The sequence below is a fragment of the Streptomyces sp. M2CJ-2 genome, assembly GCF_016757295.1.
GTDB lineage: Bacteria > Actinomycetota > Actinomycetes > Streptomycetales > Streptomycetaceae > Streptomyces.
Map to the genome: position 1 here is coordinate 1 of NZ_JAESIF010000039.1, position 16094 is coordinate 16094.

Annotated in this window: 16 protein-coding genes; 4 read left to right on the top strand and 12 right to left on the bottom strand. The window is 72.4% G+C overall.

Translation table 11 applies throughout. The features are described from left to right. Positions 1–167 precede the first annotated feature (167 nt). From JL475_RS25270 to JL475_RS25300, 7 genes are all read right to left on the bottom strand, one after another. Positions 168–1247 (bottom strand): HAMP domain-containing sensor histidine kinase, encoded by a 1080-nt coding sequence (locus tag JL475_RS25270; protein ID WP_202280226.1) that lies wholly within the window; start codon positions 1245–1247, stop codon positions 168–170. Beyond that, on the bottom strand, positions 1240–1935 hold the full coding sequence (locus JL475_RS25275; protein WP_202280227.1) for a response regulator transcription factor: 696 nt from the start codon (positions 1933–1935) through the stop codon (positions 1240–1242). The genes JL475_RS25270 and JL475_RS25275 overlap by 8 nt, the downstream gene beginning before the upstream one ends. Positions 1936–2003: 68 nt before the next feature. Continuing rightward, entirely contained in the window at positions 2004–2714 is a 711-nt protein-coding gene (locus tag JL475_RS25280; RefSeq protein WP_202280228.1) for a VanZ family protein, read from the bottom strand. A gap of 75 nt (positions 2715–2789) precedes the next feature. Beyond that, positions 2790–3266 carry a DUF6099 family protein gene (locus JL475_RS25285; RefSeq protein WP_202280229.1) on the bottom strand — a complete coding sequence of 159 codons (477 nt, stop codon included), beginning with the start codon at positions 3264–3266 and terminating at the stop codon, positions 2790–2792. A 191-nt stretch (positions 3267–3457) separates the two neighbouring features. After that, positions 3458–3763, bottom strand: a complete 306-nt coding sequence (locus JL475_RS25290; RefSeq protein ID WP_202280277.1) for a nucleotide pyrophosphohydrolase — start codon at positions 3761–3763, stop codon at positions 3458–3460. A gap of 64 nt (positions 3764–3827) precedes the next feature. Continuing rightward, on the bottom strand, positions 3828–5078 hold the full coding sequence (locus JL475_RS25295) for an ATP-binding protein (RefSeq protein WP_202280230.1): 1251 nt from the start codon (positions 5076–5078) through the stop codon (positions 3828–3830). A 92-nt stretch (positions 5079–5170) separates the two neighbouring features. Next, positions 5171–5587, bottom strand: a complete 417-nt coding sequence (locus JL475_RS25300; RefSeq protein ID WP_202280231.1) for a cell division protein SepF — start codon at positions 5585–5587, stop codon at positions 5171–5173. A 346-nt stretch (positions 5588–5933) separates the two neighbouring features. Between JL475_RS25300 and JL475_RS25305 the strand changes: the two genes are divergently transcribed. Further along, positions 5934–7280, top strand: coding sequence for a hemolysin family protein (locus JL475_RS25305; protein ID WP_202280232.1), 1347 nt, complete (start codon positions 5934–5936; stop codon positions 7278–7280). After that, positions 7277–8296, top strand: coding sequence for a hemolysin family protein (locus tag JL475_RS25310; protein WP_202280233.1), 1020 nt, complete (start codon positions 7277–7279; stop codon positions 8294–8296). Before JL475_RS25305 ends, JL475_RS25310 begins: the two co-directional genes overlap by 4 nt. 136 nt (positions 8297–8432) lie before the next feature. Here the strand turns inward: JL475_RS25310 and JL475_RS25315 are convergent, their stop codons facing one another. The 4 genes from JL475_RS25315 to JL475_RS25330 all read right to left on the bottom strand — a co-directional run bounded on the left by JL475_RS25315 (position 8433) and on the right by JL475_RS25330 (position 12535). Further along, the gene (locus JL475_RS25315) at positions 8433–9749 is read right to left on the bottom strand and encodes an FAD-dependent oxidoreductase (RefSeq protein WP_202280234.1); all 1317 of its coding nucleotides are present in this window, start codon (positions 9747–9749) and stop codon (positions 8433–8435) included. A 64-nt stretch (positions 9750–9813) separates the two neighbouring features. Beyond that, on the bottom strand, positions 9814–10524 hold the full coding sequence (locus JL475_RS25320; protein ID WP_202280235.1) for a maleylpyruvate isomerase family mycothiol-dependent enzyme: 711 nt from the start codon (positions 10522–10524) through the stop codon (positions 9814–9816). Next, the gene (locus tag JL475_RS25325) at positions 10524–11369 is read right to left on the bottom strand and encodes a fumarylacetoacetate hydrolase family protein (protein WP_202280236.1); all 846 of its coding nucleotides are present in this window, start codon (positions 11367–11369) and stop codon (positions 10524–10526) included. Before JL475_RS25325 ends, JL475_RS25320 begins: the two co-directional genes overlap by 1 nt. After that, positions 11366–12535, bottom strand: a complete 1170-nt coding sequence (locus JL475_RS25330) for a cupin domain-containing protein (protein ID WP_202280237.1) — start codon at positions 12533–12535, stop codon at positions 11366–11368. The genes JL475_RS25325 and JL475_RS25330 overlap by 4 nt, the downstream gene beginning before the upstream one ends. Before the next feature lie 97 nt (positions 12536–12632). On the opposite strand from JL475_RS25330, the gene JL475_RS25335 reads away from it, so the two are divergent. Further along, positions 12633–13409 (top strand): IclR family transcriptional regulator, encoded by a 777-nt coding sequence (locus JL475_RS25335; RefSeq protein WP_202280238.1) that lies wholly within the window; start codon positions 12633–12635, stop codon positions 13407–13409. A 34-nt stretch (positions 13410–13443) separates the two neighbouring features. Here the strand turns inward: JL475_RS25335 and JL475_RS25340 are convergent, their stop codons facing one another. Further along, positions 13444–14085: a TetR/AcrR family transcriptional regulator gene (locus JL475_RS25340; protein ID WP_202280239.1), complete on the bottom strand. Its 642-nt coding sequence runs from the start codon at positions 14083–14085 to the stop codon at positions 13444–13446. Positions 14086–14431: 346 nt separating this feature from the next. Here JL475_RS25340 and JL475_RS25345 point away from each other — a divergent pair, with 346 nt between their 5' ends. Then, positions 14432–16081 carry an MFS transporter gene (locus JL475_RS25345; RefSeq protein ID WP_202280240.1) on the top strand — a complete coding sequence of 550 codons (1650 nt, stop codon included), beginning with the start codon at positions 14432–14434 and terminating at the stop codon, positions 16079–16081. Positions 16082–16094 lie beyond the last annotated feature (13 nt).

Below are 16094 nucleotides of genomic sequence, written 5' to 3' on the forward strand. Positions count from 1 at the left end.
GGCTCCTCATGCCATTCTCGCAGGCCAGCCCGCGAATCCGCCGACCACGTGTGCCTACCTACTGATGAAGTCGGGCTGCTGGGTCTCGGTGAAAATACGGAGATCCATGTCTCCATCCTGCCTGGTGGGACCCGGTACGGTCGGGCCGGTCCCATCGGGGACGATGCCTACAGCATGCCGGGCAGCCGGACCGTGACGAGGAGGCCGCCGACGGGGCGGGGGACGAGGTCGAGGGTTCCGTCGTGGGCGTGGACGATGCTGTGCACGAGGGCGAGGCCGAGGCCGACGCCGGCGTGCTCGTCGGTGCGTACGCGTTCCGTTCCGCGCTGGAAGGGTTCGGTGAGGGTCGGCACCAGTTCCGGTGGGAGCGGGTGCCCCGTGTTCTCGACCCGCAGCACGCTCGTGTCGCCCTGCGTCTCGGTGTGGACCGTCACGGTGCCGTCGGCGGGGAGGTTGTGGACGACGGCGTTCTGGAGGAGGTTCGTCACCATCCGCAGCAGGAGTTCCGCGGAGCCGCCGGTCCGTGTCGCCCCACCAGTGACGTCGAGCGTGATCCCGCGTTGTTCGGCGAGGGGGAGCAGGGTTTCGGCGGCCTCTTCGGCGAGGAGGGAGAGGTCGACGCTCTCGCGGGTGAAGTTCCCGCGGTCGCTGCGGCTGAGCAGCAGGAGGGCCTCGGTGAGGCCGATCGCGCGCGTGTTGACGGTCTGCAGGCGTTGGAGGAGTTCGCCCCGGTCCCGCGTGGGGTCCCTGCGGGCGACGTCGAGCAGTGCCTGTGAGACGGCCAGCGGGGTGCGCAGTTCGTGGGAGGCGTTCGCGGCGAACCTCCGCTGCTCGGCGACGTGCGACTCGAGTTGTTCGAGCATGGTGTCGAACGTGTCGGCGAGTTCGCGGAATTCGTCCTGGCGGCCTTCCATGCGGATCCGGTGGGACAGTGATCCGTTCCCGGCCGTCCGTGCCGCGTCCGTGATCCGGGTGAGCGGTGTGAGCATCCGGCCGGCGAGGATCCATCCCCCGACGAGGCCGAACACGAGCAGGAAGGCCATCGCCACGGCCGCGGCGGGGGTGAAGGTGCGCACGAGGAGGTAGCGGTTGGGTGAGATCCCGAGGAGGCCCTTGGGGTTGTCTGGCACGTAGCGCAGCAGGAACACCCACACCACGACCAGCAGGAGGGCGCCGGCGACGGCGAGGAATCCGGCGTAGCTGAGGGTGAGTTTCAGTCGGGCGCTGAGCCCTGGGCGTCTATGCACGCGTACCGCCGGGGCGGGTGGTGTCGGGGCCGGTGTCGATGCGGTAGCCGACGCCCGGCACCGTGGCGATGATCCATGGTTCGCCGAGCCGTTTGCGCAGTGCGGAGACGGTGATGCGGACGGCGTTGGTGAAGGGGTCGGCGTTCTCGTCCCAGGCCCGTTCCAGCAGCTCTTCGGCGCTGAGGACCCCGCCTTCGGCGGCGACGAGGACTTCGAGCACGGCGAACTGTTTGCGGGTGAGCGCGACGTGGCGTCCGTCGCGGAAGACCTCCCGGCGGAAGGGGTCGAGGTGCAGGCCCGCGATCTCGCGGACCGGGGGCCGGGCGTACGCGCGCCTGCGGTCGAGCGCCCGCAGTCGCAGGACGAGTTCGCGCAGCTCGAACGGCTTGGTGAGGTAGTCGTCGGCGCCGAGTTCGAACCCGGACGCCTTGTCGTCGATCCGGTCGGCGGCGGTGAGCATGAGGATCGGGATGCCGCTGCCGGAGGCGACGATGTGCCGGGCGACCTCGTCGCCGGAGGGGCCCGGGATGTCGCGGTCGAGGACCGCGAGGTCGTAGGAGTGGACGCCGAGCAGTTCCAGGGCGGAGTCGCCGTCGCCGGCGATGTCGGCGGCGATCGCTTCCAGCCGGAGACCGTCACGGACGGCTTCGGCCAGGTAGGGCTCGTCCTCCACGATCAGTACGCGCATGTCCGAAGCCTAGGCAGCACGGCATATCGGCGATGTATGCGAGGACGTGTGCACATCGGAGACGCGACTCAGCCTGCCGGTACGGGCGTGGGCTCGGAGTGGGGCCGGTCCGACGGTGCTTCGGTCGTGGTGCGCCACCAGCGGCGCGACGCCAGTGTGGCCAGCGCGGCGCCGGTGGCGTTGACCAGGACGTCGTCCACGGAGGACACCCGGTCCAGCCGCAGGACGTACTGTGCGGTTTCGACCAGGACCGAGCAGACCGCCCCGAGCGCCAGGATCCGCGGCACGGACGCCAGCGCCGCGTACCGCATCGGGGCGAAGAACCCCAGCGATGCGAAGACCAGCAGGTTGCCGACGATTCCGAGCGTCCCCATCGTGAGCAGGTCCCGCAGCGGTACCAGGCTGACCCGGCCGGGGACGATGCCGGCCCCGGCGCCCGGCATCATGGTCATCCAGAGGAACGGCACCGTCCCGTGGACCATGCCCACCTCGGCCAGCGACATCCGCCACGCCGATGTGACGCCGGCGGCCCGCCGACGGCGCGCCAGCGCCCACACCACCAGCGCGGCCAACGGCAGCGTGACCAGCGTGATGAGCACCACGCCGTTGAACGTGTCGAGGCAGCCGTGCCACCGCCCGGCCATGCACATCGGGGCGGACATCATGAGCGGCCGCCGCACGGTGAGCAGGGCGCTCGCCAGGGCGAGGACCGCCAGGCCGAGGAGCATGATCCTGCGTGTGCGGCGGGGCGGTGCCGACGGGGATGCGTCGTGGTTCATGCCCCCATTGGAGGCGGGGGGCGGTTGCGGTGGCGTATGCGATTTTCGATACGCCCGCGATACACGGGACGATCTTCAGGCGCGTTCCGCTTCGCGCTCCGACAGGGCGCGGTCGCGGTCCGCCAGTTTGCGGAGCATCTCCAGGACGCGGTCGCGGGACTCGTCCGCCGCGTCGATGGCCTCCACGCACTGCCAGTACGCGGACTCGTCGTCCGCGGAGCAGGCGAGGCCGACCAGTGCGATACCGACCTCTCCGAGCAGTCCGCCGAGGTGTGTCAGGGTCTGCCGGGCGTCGCCCAGGTCGGTGAGCCGGGCCGCGCGCAGGTCGGCGGGAGCGAGGGGCGAGGTGTCCAGGACACCGCAGCCACGGCCCGCCAGTTCGGTCAGCCCCAGCGCCTCGCCCCGCAGTTCGGGCGGGCCGGCGACCGCGAGGCGGCTCCCTATCGCCTGGGCGAGGGCCTGGGCCTGCCACACCTCCGCCGAGAGCTCCGGCACATCGCCGGCAGCGGTCAGGGCCCGTCTGCTCTCCGCTATCAGTCGCACAGCGTCCATGTGCGCTGCCCCTGTCTGTCCGACGCGCTGCCCACGCGTCCACCCAACTTCCCTGTCAATTACCCAGAGTGAGCCTTGTTCAGTCAGAAAGCCACGGAGAAGGTGGAAATCTGGGGACAACAATTCAAAAACGGTCGACATGTTGAACACGGAGCGTGACGACGGGGAGTTCGTTTCCGCGCGGGGGCGGTTCAGGCCGGGAAGCGGCGTTCGTTGCGGTCGATCTTGGCATCCAGCGCGGTCAGCGGGTCGACGCCGAGCACCTCGCACAGTTGGAGGAGGTACGCGAGCACGTCGGCCACCTCGTCGGTGACGCGGTGCGCGGTGTCCGGGTCGTCCATCACCCGGGCCGACTCCTCGGGCGTCAACCACTGGAAGATCTCGACCAGTTCGGACGCCTCCACGCTGAGCGCCGTGACGAGGTTCTTCGGCGTGTGGTACGGCTGCCAGTTCCGCGCGGCGGCGAACTCGGCGAGCCTGCGCTGGAGTCCGGCCACGTCGAGCGGGGCGCGCGAGCCGGTGGGGTGGTCCGGGTCGGTCGGGTCGGTCGGGTCGGTCGGGTCAGTCACGGTTCAGGTGTACCACCGTCACTCCGTCCACCCCCACGGCCCAGGACGCGTCGCTCACCGCGCCGACCAGCCGGATGTGCCCGCGCTCGCACATCCGCGCCGCCAGCCGCAGCAGTTCCGCGCGCTGGAGCGGGTCCAGTCCCCGGTCGAACCCGTCGGCGAGCACGGTGAGCGTCTGCAGCGCGGCGGGCACCTCGCCGGGCGCGTCGACCTCCAGCACACCGGGCCCGGTGAGCAGCACCAGCGCGAGGGCGACGTACCGCAGCTCTCCGTCCCCCAGCCGGCCGAGGTCGGTGCGGATGCCGTCGCCCCGGTCGAGCAGGGCGCGGACCAGTCCCGCGCCGTACGGTTCGGCGCGCAGCCCGGCGACCGGGCCGGCGCATCCCGTGCGCACGGCGGACACCAGGAGCCCGTAGCGGATCGCGCACTCGGCCTGGGTGCGCCACAGCACGTCGGCGAGGTTGCCGCAGCCGCCGAGCAGCCGCCCGCTGCCGAGCGACACCGGCTCGCGCATGCGGTCGGGGCGGGGGTCGCAGGCGAAGACGGAGCGCAGGGCGACCACCATCTGTTCGGCGGCGGCCAGCACCCTGCGCTGTCCGGGCGTCTTGCCCGCGACGCGCAGCGGGAGCAGCGCGGTGCCGAGCCGGTCGTCGGGCAGCGGGCCCCGGGTGACCGGTGTCGACCCGGCCGTGTGCCATGCGGCCTGCACGGTGCGCCGGCCGGGGTCGCGCAGCGCGGTCTCCAGCAGGACCACCCCGTCCGCCGTCAGCCGCTCCCCCACGATCCGCAGCTCCGGTTCGGCCTGCACGGCGACCTCCAGCCGGACCGGGCCCTCGGGGCCGTCGGCGGTGCAGCCGATCCGGAAGCCCCGGCGGCGCTGCGCGTCGGCGCGGGCCCGCTCCGGCACGCACGCGTCCGGCTCGGGGAACACCTCCCCCAGCTCGGCCCCGCCGCTGAGCCGGGCGAGCGCCTCGTAGGCCCGCAGCGCGCTGGTCTTGCCGCTGCCGCTGGCCCCGGCGAGCAGGGTGAACGGGCCGAGCCGGAGCCCGGTGTTGCGGTGCCCGGCGAACGCGGACAGCAGCAGCTCGGTGACGCGCGGCCGGTCGGGGTGCCCTTGGGCGGCGTCCGTGCCGGAGGGCGCGGTGGACGCGGCAGGCAGGGAAGCCGGGGAGGTCGGCGGGGAGGGAAACGGCGCGGGCCTGGGTGAAGGGACGGAGGACGGCGACGGGAGCGGCGGGGTCATGTGCGGAAGGTAAGGGTTCCGGTACGGGGCGAACCGTTCCGCTTGTCCGGTCTTCCCCCGATCGGACGACACCCCGGTCGACTCCCGGCAGTTCACCCCTGCCGGGAGCCCTGCCCGTTCCCGGGGATCCCCATGCCCTCCATCAGTCCGGTCACCTCGGTGCCGGCCGGGGTCAGCAGGAACACGTTGCGGTCGACGCGGTGCATTCCGCTCGCCAGGCCGAAGACGACGCCCGTGCTGAAGTCCAGTACCCGCTTGGCGACATCGCCCTCCGCACTGGTCAGGTCGAGCAGGACGGGGATCCCGGCCATCAGGGTCTCCGCGACGTCGCGGGCGTCCGCGAACACGTTCACCCGAAGGACGACGAGGCGGCGGCGTGTCTCGGTCTCGGCCTCCGGCATGGAGCGGTGGCCCACGGAGGACGGCCAGGCGTCCCGGCCCCGCAGCGGAACGACCTGGGCCAGTCCCTCCCACTGTTCGTCGGTGACGTCGTGGCTGTTCACCGGCATGCTCCGTCCCGGGTCGCGCTGATGGTCTGCATCGGCCAATTCTTACGCATGGTCACCCGTTCGGCCCAATGCGACACACTCCGCCACCTCGGGGCGCCCGAGGTGTGGCCTTCGCCCCACGAGTTCGACCTGTGAGCCGCGGGCCGGACCGCACCCCGAGGCGTGCGGTCCGGCCCGTCGCGGGAACATGGCTCCCGTCAGGATCGTTGGACCGCCGACAGACCCGACCCGCAGGAATACGAGGAGCCACGTACGTGTCCGGCAGATCGACGGACCCCCCGGGACACAGTCCCGGACCGCCCCGTCACGTGATGGTTGAGATCGGCACCCGGCGGGGTGGTGCTGGATGAGTGCCGTGGAGGCCCTGTGGGGCCTGTTCGCCGTGTTCGTGCTGACCGCCGGCACCGGCTACTTCGTCGCCCAGGAGTTCGCCTACGTCTCCGTGGACCGGCTCGCGCTCAGCCGCGAGGCCGAGGCCGGGGACCGCGGGGCCGCCCGCGCGCTGAAGGTGCTGGAGCGGCTGTCCTTCATGCTGTCGGGCGCCCAGCTCGGCATCACCGTCACCGGTCTGGTCGTCGGCTTCATCGCCGAGCCGTCGGTGTCCGCGCTGCTCAGGCCGGCGCTGTCCGGCCTCGGGCTGCCGGACTCGGCCGTGAGCGGCATCGCCGTCGTGCTCGCCTTCGTGCTGGCCACGATCGTGCAGATGGTGCTCGGCGAGCTGGCCCCGAAGAACCTCGCCATCGCCGTGCCCGAGCGGCTGGCGAAGGCGCTGGCCGGCTCGACCCTGGCGTATCTGAAGGTCGTCGGACCGGTGGTGCGGATCTTCGACAACGCGGCCTCCCGGCTGCTGCGCCGCATCGGCATCGAGCCGGTCGAGGAGCTGCACCACGGCGCCACGCTGGAGGAGCTCGGTCATCTGATCGGCGAGTCCCACGAGCACGGGACACTGCCCGGGGACACCGCCACCCTGCTGGACCACGCGCTGGAGTTCTCCGAGCGCACCCTGCACGCGGTGATGGTGCCGCGCGCGGACGCCGTCTTCGTGCGCGGTGAGGCGAACGCCGACGAGGCGGTCGCCCTGATCGCCGCGCACGGCCACTCCAACTACCCCGTGCTCGGCGACCACCCCGACGACGTCGCGGGGGTGCTGGGCGTGCGCGAGCTGATGGCGGTGCCCGCCGGGCGGCTCGCGGGCGCCACGGCCGGGGCGATGGCCAGGCGGCCCCTGCTGCTGCCGGACACGCTTCCGCTGCCGGACGCGGTCGCGCGGATGCGCGAGCAGGACGACGAGTTCGCGGTCGTCCTCGACGAGCACGGCGGGGTGGCGGGCATCGTCACCTACGAGGACATCGCCGAGGAACTGGTCGGTGACATCGCCGACGAGTCCGACAAGGTCACCGAGCTCGCGGTGGCCGACGGCGAGGGCTGGCTCGTGGACGCGGGCCGCCGGCTGGACGAGGTGGCCGAGGCGACCGGTGTCCGGCTGCCCGAGGAGGACGACTACGAAACGGTGGCCGGGCTGATCGTGGACCGCCTGGGCCGTTTCCCCATCGTGGGTGACCGGGTCACCGTCGAGCTGCCCGGGGGCGGCCGCGCGGTGATCGACGTGCGCACCTTGGACCGGCATGTCGCCGAGCGGGTGCGGATCACGCCCCTGGCCCGGGAAGAGCACACGACGGAGGAGCCCGCATGAGTTTCCCGATGGCTCTCTTCGTGACCGTGCTGCTGCTGATCGGCAGCGGGTTCTTCGTGGCGGCCGAGTTCGCACTGGTCGCCGCCAGGCGGCACCGGATGGAGAAGGCGGCGGCCGAGGGACGGCGCGGCGCCGGGGCCGCGCTGGCCGGAATGCGCGAGCTGTCGCTCATGCTGGCCGGTGCCCAGCTGGGCATCACGGTGTGCACGCTGGGTCTGGGCTCGGTGTCCAAGCCCGCGATCTCGCACCAGCTGGACCCGCTGCTGCACGCCCTGGGGCTGCCCAGCGCGGTCAGCTACGGTGTGGCGTTCGCCGTCGCGATGACCGTGGTGGTGTTCCTGCACATGGTGGTCGGCGAGATGGCCCCCAAGTCGTGGGCGATCGCCCATCCGGAGCGTTCCGCGATGCTGCTCGCCCCGTCGTTCCGTGCGGTGGTAAAGGCCGTCCGGCCGCTGATCCACGTGCTGAACGTGGTGAGCAACGCCCTGGTACGGCTGTGCCGGGTGAGCCCGCGCGACGAGCTGGCCTCGGTCCACGACCGGGAGCAGCTCACCCATCTGGTGGTGGAGTCGGAGCGGCTCGGCCTGATCAGCAAGACGGACTCGCAGCTGCTCACCCGCTCGCTGACCGAGCCCGACACCCCGGTCGCCGCCCTGCGGATCCCGGCCGAGGAGATCACGTCCGTCGAGGGTGGCGCGGGCCTCGACGAGGTGCTGCGGGTGGCCACCGCGCACGACCGCACCCGGCTGCTCGTCCGTGAGGGCGGCACCGTCCTCGGCGCGGTCCACGCGCGCGACGCCCTGGTCGCCCGGGCCCGCGGTCGCGCCACCAGTGCCCGTGAGCTGGCCCGCCCGGTGCCCGAGCTGACGGACACCACGACGGTCGCCGACGCGATCGACGTACTGCGCCGGCGCCGGGGCACGCTGGCGGTCGTCCGCGACGACGCGGGCCGGCTCACCGGTCTGGTCACCCTGGACGACCTGCTGGCCCGGCTGATGCTCCCGGCCGGGGGCTGACCGCACGCCGCCGGGTGTGCGCACGACAGAGCGCCGGCCGGTCCGCATGTCGCGGACCGGCCGGCGCTCTCGTGTTCGGTTCCCGTCGTCAGCGGGCCGTGCCACCCGCGAGCGCGGTCGCGCCGGCTTCCGTGGCCTAGGCCGCGGCGTCGGTCACCACCGGGGCGCTCTCCTCGATCCGGGCCGACGCCAGCGGGATGGGGGTGAACATGGCGGGTTCCTCGTCCGGGAACAGGGCGGTGGGTCCGTACACCCAGTCGGTGAAGGCCCACTCGGCGGGGTCGACCTCACGCATGATCGCGTTGCGCTGCAGCCGCGGCGTGCCGTCGAGGTGCCACAGCTCGCCCCAGGCGCGGGCGGTCGTCAGCACCCGGCGGCAGTGCTCGACGCGGACCGCCTCGTACGCGGCCAGTGCGGCGTCCCAGTCGACGGCCGACGGATCGGCGCCCTCTGCGCGCAGCCGGGCGACGTGCCGGGCGAGGACCCAGCCGTCCTCGATCGCCATGATCGCGCCCTGGGCCATGTACTGCAGCGGCGGGTGGGCGGCGTCGCCGAGCAGGACGATGCGGTCGTGCACCCAGGTGTCGATCGGGTCGCGGTCCTTCATCTGCCACCAGCGGTCCCGCCACATCAGCGGGATGCCCTTGCCCACGGTCTCGCAGGTCCCCTCGAAGGCCGCGTCGAGCTCGTCGGGGGTGCCCCAGTCCTCCTGCCCGGCGAGGGCCTTGGGCGACTGGAACACGGCGACCTGGTTGAACATCTCGCCGCCGCGCAGCGCGTACTGGACGAAGTGGCAGCGGGGGCCGATGTAGACGGTGACGTCCTTCTCGGCGATGCCGTTGTCCCGGACCTGCTCGATCGGGACGGCCGCCCGGTAGGCCACGTAGTCGGAGCTGACCACGTCGTCGCCGACCAGCTTCTGCCGGGCCACGGAGCGCAGTCCGTCGGCGGCGATGACGAGCGGCGCCTCCTCGGTGTGGCCGTCGGCCAGGGTGATGCGGGCGCCGCCGGCCGTGTTCTCGAGGTTCTCGTAGTCGACGACCGTCTGGTCGGTGACCAGGTCCACGCCGGCCCGCCGGCAGGCACGCAGGAAGATCGCGTGCAGGTCGCTGCGGTGGATGACCATGTACGGGAAGCCGTAGCGGCGCTCGAGCTCGCCCAGGTCGAGGCGGACCAGCTCGCTGGAGTCGAGCGCGTCGCGCATGACCATGCCCTCGGGGACCACGCCGAGTTCCTTGGCCTCGTCGAGCAGGCCGTACTCGTCGAGGATGCGGGTGCAGTTGGGCGCGATCTGGAGGCCGGCGCCGACCTCGCCGAACTCCTTGGCCCGTTCGAGAACGCGGATGCGCAGCCCCTCCCGGGCGAGGGCGAAGGCGGTGCTGAGGCCACCGATGCCACCGCCGACGATGATGACGTCGGGTCGGCCTTCGGTGGGAGGGGTTGCAGGGGTCATCGTTTTTCCTGTCTGAGCAGGGGACCCTGCTCTGCCTGGCCGCGCCGGGGTCCGGCGCCGTCGGTCAGAGCCAGGGACCCAAGGTGGGTGCCGGGCCGCCGTCAGGGGCGGTGAGGGCGTGCCTGCGCCCGGTGAGGTAGGCCGTGATCTCGGCGAGCGGGCCGGTGAGCACGGTCGGCTCGCCGTCGCCGGGGAGTTCCCGGACCTCTCCGGTGTCGGTCTCCGTCAGGCGCAGCGCCGGGCCGGGGGCCTTGGCGCGCTTGGCGATGACGTCGTCGCAGAGCGCGGCGAGGAAGTCGGCCGGCAGGTCGGCGAAGGTGATGCCGGTGTCCAGGTCGACGGCGTGGACGCACACCTCGCGGGAGCGCATCCAGGGCAGTTCGGTGGCGGGCACCGTACGGCCCTGTGCCGTCACGACCTGGTTCTGCCACTGGCCGTCGCTGAGCTTCGCCGTCGACGCGGCGAGTTCGGCGGCGGACCGGCGGAGCCAGCCGGTGAGTTCGGCGGCGGGCATCCCGACGCCGCGCTCGATGCCGGCGGCCCGTTCCTCGGGGGACGCGTACATCGGGGTCTCTTCGCCGGTGGCGGCCCAGTGCACGAGGTTGCCGAGGGCGTCCGCGTTGGCGGCGACGTGGGCGACGAGCTGCCTGCGCCGCCAGCCGGGCAGGCCGCTGGGCGCGTCGTAGGCCTCGTCGTCGAAGCCGGCGGTGGCCTCGAGCACCAGGTTCGTGCCGAGCTCCGCCCAGCGGCGGGCGTCGTCGAACGTGCGGGGCATCAGGCCTGCTTCTCCTCGACGACCTTGTTCTCCAGCCGGCCGATGCCCTGGACCTCGGTGACCACGGTCTCGCCGCCGAGCAGGTAGCGGGCGGGCTTGCGGGCGTGGCCGACGCCGCCGGGGGTGCCGGTGGCGATGATGTCGCCGGGGTTGAGGCGGATGATCGTGGAGACGTACTCGACCAGGGCGACCGGGTCGAAGAGCAGGTCACCGGTGTTGTCGGACTGCATGACCTCGCCGTCCACGGTGAGCTTGACGTCGAGCGCGGGGCGGACGCCGCCGGGCAGCTCGTCGGGGGTCACCAGGTACGGGCCGACGGGGGTGGTGGAGTCCCAGGTCTTGCCCTGGAGCCACTCGCGGGTGCGGAACTGCCAGTCGCGCGTGGTGATGTCGTTCAGCACCGTGAAGCCGGCGATGGCCTGCTCGGCCTGCTCGCCCTTGGCGCGGCGGACCTGCTTGCCGACGACGACGGCGAGCTCGACCTCCCAGTCGAACTGGTCGGTCTCCTCCGGGCGGACGATGTCGTCGCCCGCGCCGATCAGAGAGTCGGCGAACTTCGCGAACAGGGTGGGGTGTTCGGGCAGGTCCCGGCCCATCTCCTGGATGTGGTTGCGGTAGTTGAGGCCGACGCACACGACCTTGGAGGGCTGCGGGACCACGGGGGCGAAATCGGCGCCCTCGGCGGGGTAGGTCGTCGCGCCGTCGGCGGGGGCGGCGGCGCGCTCGGCCCAGTCGTCCTGCGCGAGCAGGGTGCCCACGTCGGGGAACCCGAGGTCGACCAGGACGTCACCGTCGAGCCGGACGGCCTTGGTGGTGCCGTCGGTACGGAGGGTGGCGAGCTTCATGAGCGGGTGGTTCCTTCCACGTGGGTGCGGTCGAGCCGGAGGGCTTCGAAGATCGGGGAGTCGCTGAACCGGAACAGGTCCAGGGCGCCCGAGTCGGAGTCGGTGGCGCCGGCCTCGGAGCGTACGGAGAGCGGCTGCCAGGACGGGACGACGAACAGGTCGCCGCGCGTCACGGACCAGGACACGTCGCCGACGGTGACGGTGCCGGAGCCGTCGAAGACCTGGTAGACGGACGAGCCGGTCTCGCGCACCGGGGCGGTCTCGGCGCCGCGGGCCACACGGTGCACCTCGGCGCGGATGGTGGGCAGCACATCGGCGCCGGTCGACGGGTCGGTGAACCGGACGGCGGCGTGGCCGGGCTCGACCGTGCCGTCGAACCCTTCCTTCTCCAGGGCGAGCTGGTCGGTGAGCGCCCGGTCGGTGTGCTCCCAGCGGTACGCCAGCAGGGGCGTGCCGGGGGCGGCCGAGCCGGCGGCGACCGGGCGCAGGCCCGGGTGGCCCCACAGGCGCTCGGAGCGGGACCGGTCCGGGGTGATCCGCTCGGCGTCGCTGATCTCGTCGCGGCCGAACTCGAAGAACTGGGACTCGCTGGTGTACTGGAACGGGATGTCCAGACCGTCGATCCAGGCCATCGGCTCGGTGGTGGCGTTGTGGTGGGCGTGCATGTTCCACCCGGCCTGCGGGAGGAAGTCGCCGCGCCGCATGGCCACCGGGTCACGGCCGACGACCGTCCACACGCCCTCGCCCTCGACAACGAAGCGGAAGGCGTGCTGGGTGTGACGGTGCTCGGGGGCGTCCTCGCCGGGCATCAGGTACTGGATGGCCGCCCACAGGGTGGGCGTGGCGAAGGGGCGGCCGCCGAGGGCGGGGTTGGCCAGTGCGATGGCGCGCCGCTCGCCGCCCCGGCCGACCGGGACGATCTCACCGGCCTGGGCGGCCAGTTCCCGCAGCTTCTCCCAGCGCCACAGGTGCGGTACGGCGCGGGAGCGCGGGTGAGCCGGCATGAGGTCGCCGATCTCGGTCCACAGCGGGACGAGCAGTTCGCTTTCGAAGCCCCGGTACAGCTCCTCGAGCGCCGGGGTGACGTCGGGCTGGTCCGCGGCGCTGACAGCGCTCAGGCGGACGGGGGAGCCCGTGGCAGTGGGAGTGCTGAAGGAGGTGGTCACAGCTCCCACTGTGCTTCATGTCCACGGAACGGACATGTAAATTCTGGAGAGCAGAACACCGACGACATTCGGAACGGGCCGCACCGGGAGGTTCACCGTGGACAAGCCGCTCAAGACGCCGCCGCCGTACGCCATCGCCAGCGTCGACCACGCGCTGCGGGCCGCGACGATGCTCCAGCTGGAGGGCTCGCTGACCGTCACGCAGGTCGCCGAGCGGCTCGGGGTGGCCCGGTCGACCGCGCACCGGCTGCTGGCCATGCTGGTCTACCGGGACTTCGCAATCCGGGACGAGAACCGGGTCTACCGCGCGGGTCCGGTGCTGGAGCTGGCGACGCACTCGCGTTCCCTGGTGTCCCGGCTGCGGACGGCGGCCCTGCCCCACCTGCACCGGGTGGTGGACCGGCTGAACGAGACCACGAACCTCACCATCCGCACGGGGGACACGGCCCGGTTCATCGCCAGCGTGGAGTGCGACCGGGCGCTGCGGGTCGGGTCCCGGGAGGGGATGGTCTTCCCGGCCCACCGGACGACGGGCGGCCTGCTGCTGCTCGCGGAACTGAGCGAGGAGGAGCTGGCGGAGGTGTACGCGAGCGAGCACTACCGCGACCGGCCCCAGGAGCGCCCGGATCTCGACTCCTTGTCCGCGGAGCTGAAGGACATCGCCCGCGGGGGCTTCGCCGTGAACCGGAACCGCTCCGAGCGGGGCCTGGTGGCCGTCGGGGTCCCGGTCCGTGACGTCGAGGGCACGGTTCAGGCGGGCCTGTCGATCTCCATGCCGGGCACCCGCTACGACCCCCTCAACCTGCAGTTCCTGGTCAGCACCCTGCAGGCGGCGGCCCGGGCCCTGAGCACGGACCTGGCCGGGACGGCTTGAGACCCCCCGAACACGATGGGCGTCCGCCCCGCGGTCAGTCGCGCCGCGCTTCCGGCACGTCCGGGGCGCCGGTGCTCAGCAGGCCGGTCCAGCTTTCGGCCAGGACGTCGACCACGGACGCGCGGTCGGCGCCCCAGCGGCCGGGGGTCCAGGTGCGGGCCACGTGGTCGAGCTGGGCCATCGCGAGCACACCGCGCAGGTGGCGGCTCTCGGGAGGGAAGCGGTCCGCATGGTCGAGGCCCTCCTCGATGTCGCTGACGGCCTCCTCCAGCCACGCGTTCACCAGGCCGCGCAGTTCCGGATCGACCGCCGCCGCCTCGAAGGCGGCCACCGTGTAGGGGCGGATCGACTCCCAGCGGCCGGAGATGCCGTACAGCCACTCGGTGATCGCCTCGCGGCTGCCGTCGTGGACGACTTCGACCAGGCGCCGGGCGGTCGAGCCGTGGACGGGTGAGTCGATGCGCTCGAGCTTCTCGTTCAACTCTCCGATGAGCGCCCGCATCAGATCGCTGCGGGACGGGAAGTACGCGTAGAACGTCACCCGGGTGGTGCCCGCCGCGGCCGCGATGTCGTCCACGGTGGTGGCGGCGTAGCCCTTGGTGCGGAACAGCTCCAGTGCCGAGTCCAGCAGGAGCTTGCGGGTCATCTGCTTCTGCGCCTCGCGCAGCCCGGCCATCTCAGCGCCCCCGCTTCCTGGCGCCGGACGGCTTGGGGGACGGTTCGGCCGTGGGGGCGGTCATGGCGCTCATCCTATCGCCGGTCTCCCGCTCGACGGCGCCCGCCTTACTCCATGATCGCTTCTCATACTCCTCGTACATTTCCTTGACGTGACGTAAAGCTAGTGCCATTCTCGCCGTCACCGCGCTTCCTTCGCCACCTCCCGGAAGCCCGGTCTGCGTCCCTCCCCCCACTCCACACCACGTCACCACGTGGTCCGACGGGTCGCGCCCACCCCGTCACACCCACCGGAACCGGCCACAAGGGGCCGGGCCGTCCCACCATCCCCAGTCAGGGAGACTGCAGTGACGCTCGACAACGGGACGACGACGTCCCCCGGCCCTTCCGCGGGGGCCGCCCGGAGGCCGGGCTACGCGGGCACGCTCGCTGCCGCGAGCGCCGCGGTGTTCGTGGCCCAGTTGGCCAACGCCCTGCCGGCCTCGCTCAACGGACTCTTCCAGCAGGACCTCGGCACGCACGGGTCCCAGCTGACCTGGATCACGGCGTCCTTCATGATCGCCGTGGTCGTCTTCGAGTTCACCTTCGGTGTCCTCGGCGACCTGTTCGGACGCCGCAAGCTCATCGCCTCGGGTGCGGCGCTCGTCGTCGCCGGAAGCATCGTCTCGGCCGTCTCGCCCACCGTGCACTGGCTGTGGGTCGGCGCCGCGCTGAACGGTCTCGGCGCCGGCGCCATGTTCCCCGGATCGCTCACCATGATCGCGGACGTCGCCCGCAGCGCCCTGGAGCGGGCCCGCGCCATCGCGCTGTGGAGCGGTTTCCTGTCGGCCGGTGCGGCGCTCTCCCCCCTGATCGGCGGGGCGTTCGCCAAGGTCGGGTCGTGGCGGGGCTCGTTCCTGGTCCTCGTCGCGCTGGCCTTCGTCAGCATGGTGCTCTCGCTGGCCCTGGCCACCGAGTCGAAGGCCGCCGAGGGACGCCGGCTCGACGTCCCGGGCCAGATCACCTTCGCGATCGGTCTCATCCTGGTGCTGTACGCGGCCGTGGAGGGACCCGAGAAGGGCTGGGGCGCACCGGACATCGTGGGCGCGTTCGCCGTCGGCGCGGGCTTCCTGATCGCCTTCCTGCTGATCGAGCGCCGCGCCGAGTCCCCGATCCTCAACCTCTCCCTGTTCAAGGACCGCGCCTTCGCGGTGGGGTCGGTCGTGGCGGTCATCGGCATGATCGCCTTCCTCGGCGCGTGCTTCGCGACGAGCATGTGGCTCGGCCCCGTGCAGCACCAGGACCCGCTGCGTGTCGCCCTCCCCTTCCTGCTGCTCCAGGGACCGGCGTTCGTCCTGATCCCGGTCGTCTCCCGGCTGCTCCACCGGGTCTCCCCGAACTGGCTGCTGACCTCCGGCTTCAGCCTGATGGCCGTCGGGTCGTTCCTGTGCGCCCGGCTGGACGTCACCGACCGGAGCCTGACCCCGTTCGTCGTGCCCACCCTGCTCATCGGCATCGGCTTCGCGCTGGCCGTCAGCTCGATCACGGCCGTCGCGCTGAACAGCGTGCCGGGCCGGCTGGCCGGCATGGCGAGCGCCACCACCAACATGCTGCGCGACCTCGGCTTCGCCCTGGGCCCGGTGGTCGTCGGCGCGGTCGCCCTCAGCCACGCGGGCGAGACCTTCGCCTCGAAGCTGGCCGGCGCGGACCTGCCGCCCGACCAGCTGGGCGCCGCCACGGAGATCGGCCGGGCCGCCGGACCGATCGCCGTCAACAGCCTGCCGCCGGACGCCCCCGGAGCGGCCGCACAGGGCATCGCCCTCGACGCGCTGGGCAGCGGCTTCGGCCTCGCCTACACCGTGTGCGGGGTCGCCGCCGCGGTGGCCGCGGCCGTGACCGTGATCGGCATGGCCGGCATCCGCGCCCCCCGCACCCTGGACACGGAACACACGGAACACACAGCCGAGCAGGGCTCGTCGGACCGGCCCCAGGCCCCGACCACCGCTCCGGCGCAGTAGACCGCCACACCGG

What these genes read in the sequence shown, in the direction of transcription:
- JL475_RS25285 (WP_202280229.1), bottom strand. Translation starts at nt 3,266, where the DNA reads ATGGACGCTGTGCGACTGATAGCGGAGAGCAGACGGGCCCTGACCGCT.
- JL475_RS25295 (WP_202280230.1), bottom strand. Translation starts at nt 5,078, where the DNA reads ATGACCCCGCCGCTCCCGTCGCCGTCCTCCGTCCCTTCACCCAGGCCC.
- JL475_RS25320 (WP_202280235.1), bottom strand. Translation starts at nt 10,524, where the DNA reads ATGCCCCGCACGTTCGACGACGCCCGCCGCTGGGCGGAGCTCGGCACG.
- JL475_RS25340 (WP_202280239.1), bottom strand. Translation starts at nt 14,085, where the DNA reads ATGGCCGGGCTGCGCGAGGCGCAGAAGCAGATGACCCGCAAGCTCCTG.
- JL475_RS25280 (WP_202280228.1), bottom strand. Translation starts at nt 2,714, where the DNA reads ATGAACCACGACGCATCCCCGTCGGCACCGCCCCGCCGCACACGCAGG.
- JL475_RS25310 (WP_202280233.1), top strand. Translation starts at nt 7,277, where the DNA reads ATGAGTTTCCCGATGGCTCTCTTCGTGACCGTGCTGCTGCTGATCGGC.
- JL475_RS25275 (WP_202280227.1), bottom strand. Translation starts at nt 1,935, where the DNA reads ATGCGCGTACTGATCGTGGAGGACGAGCCCTACCTGGCCGAAGCCGTC.
- JL475_RS25305 (WP_202280232.1), top strand. Translation starts at nt 5,934, where the DNA reads ATGAGTGCCGTGGAGGCCCTGTGGGGCCTGTTCGCCGTGTTCGTGCTG.
- JL475_RS25315 (WP_202280234.1), bottom strand. Translation starts at nt 9,749, where the DNA reads ATGACCCCTGCAACCCCTCCCACCGAAGGCCGACCCGACGTCATCATC.
- JL475_RS25300 (WP_202280231.1), bottom strand. Translation starts at nt 5,587, where the DNA reads ATGCCGGTGAACAGCCACGACGTCACCGACGAACAGTGGGAGGGACTG.
- JL475_RS25325 (WP_202280236.1), bottom strand. Translation starts at nt 11,369, where the DNA reads ATGAAGCTCGCCACCCTCCGTACCGACGGCACCACCAAGGCCGTCCGG.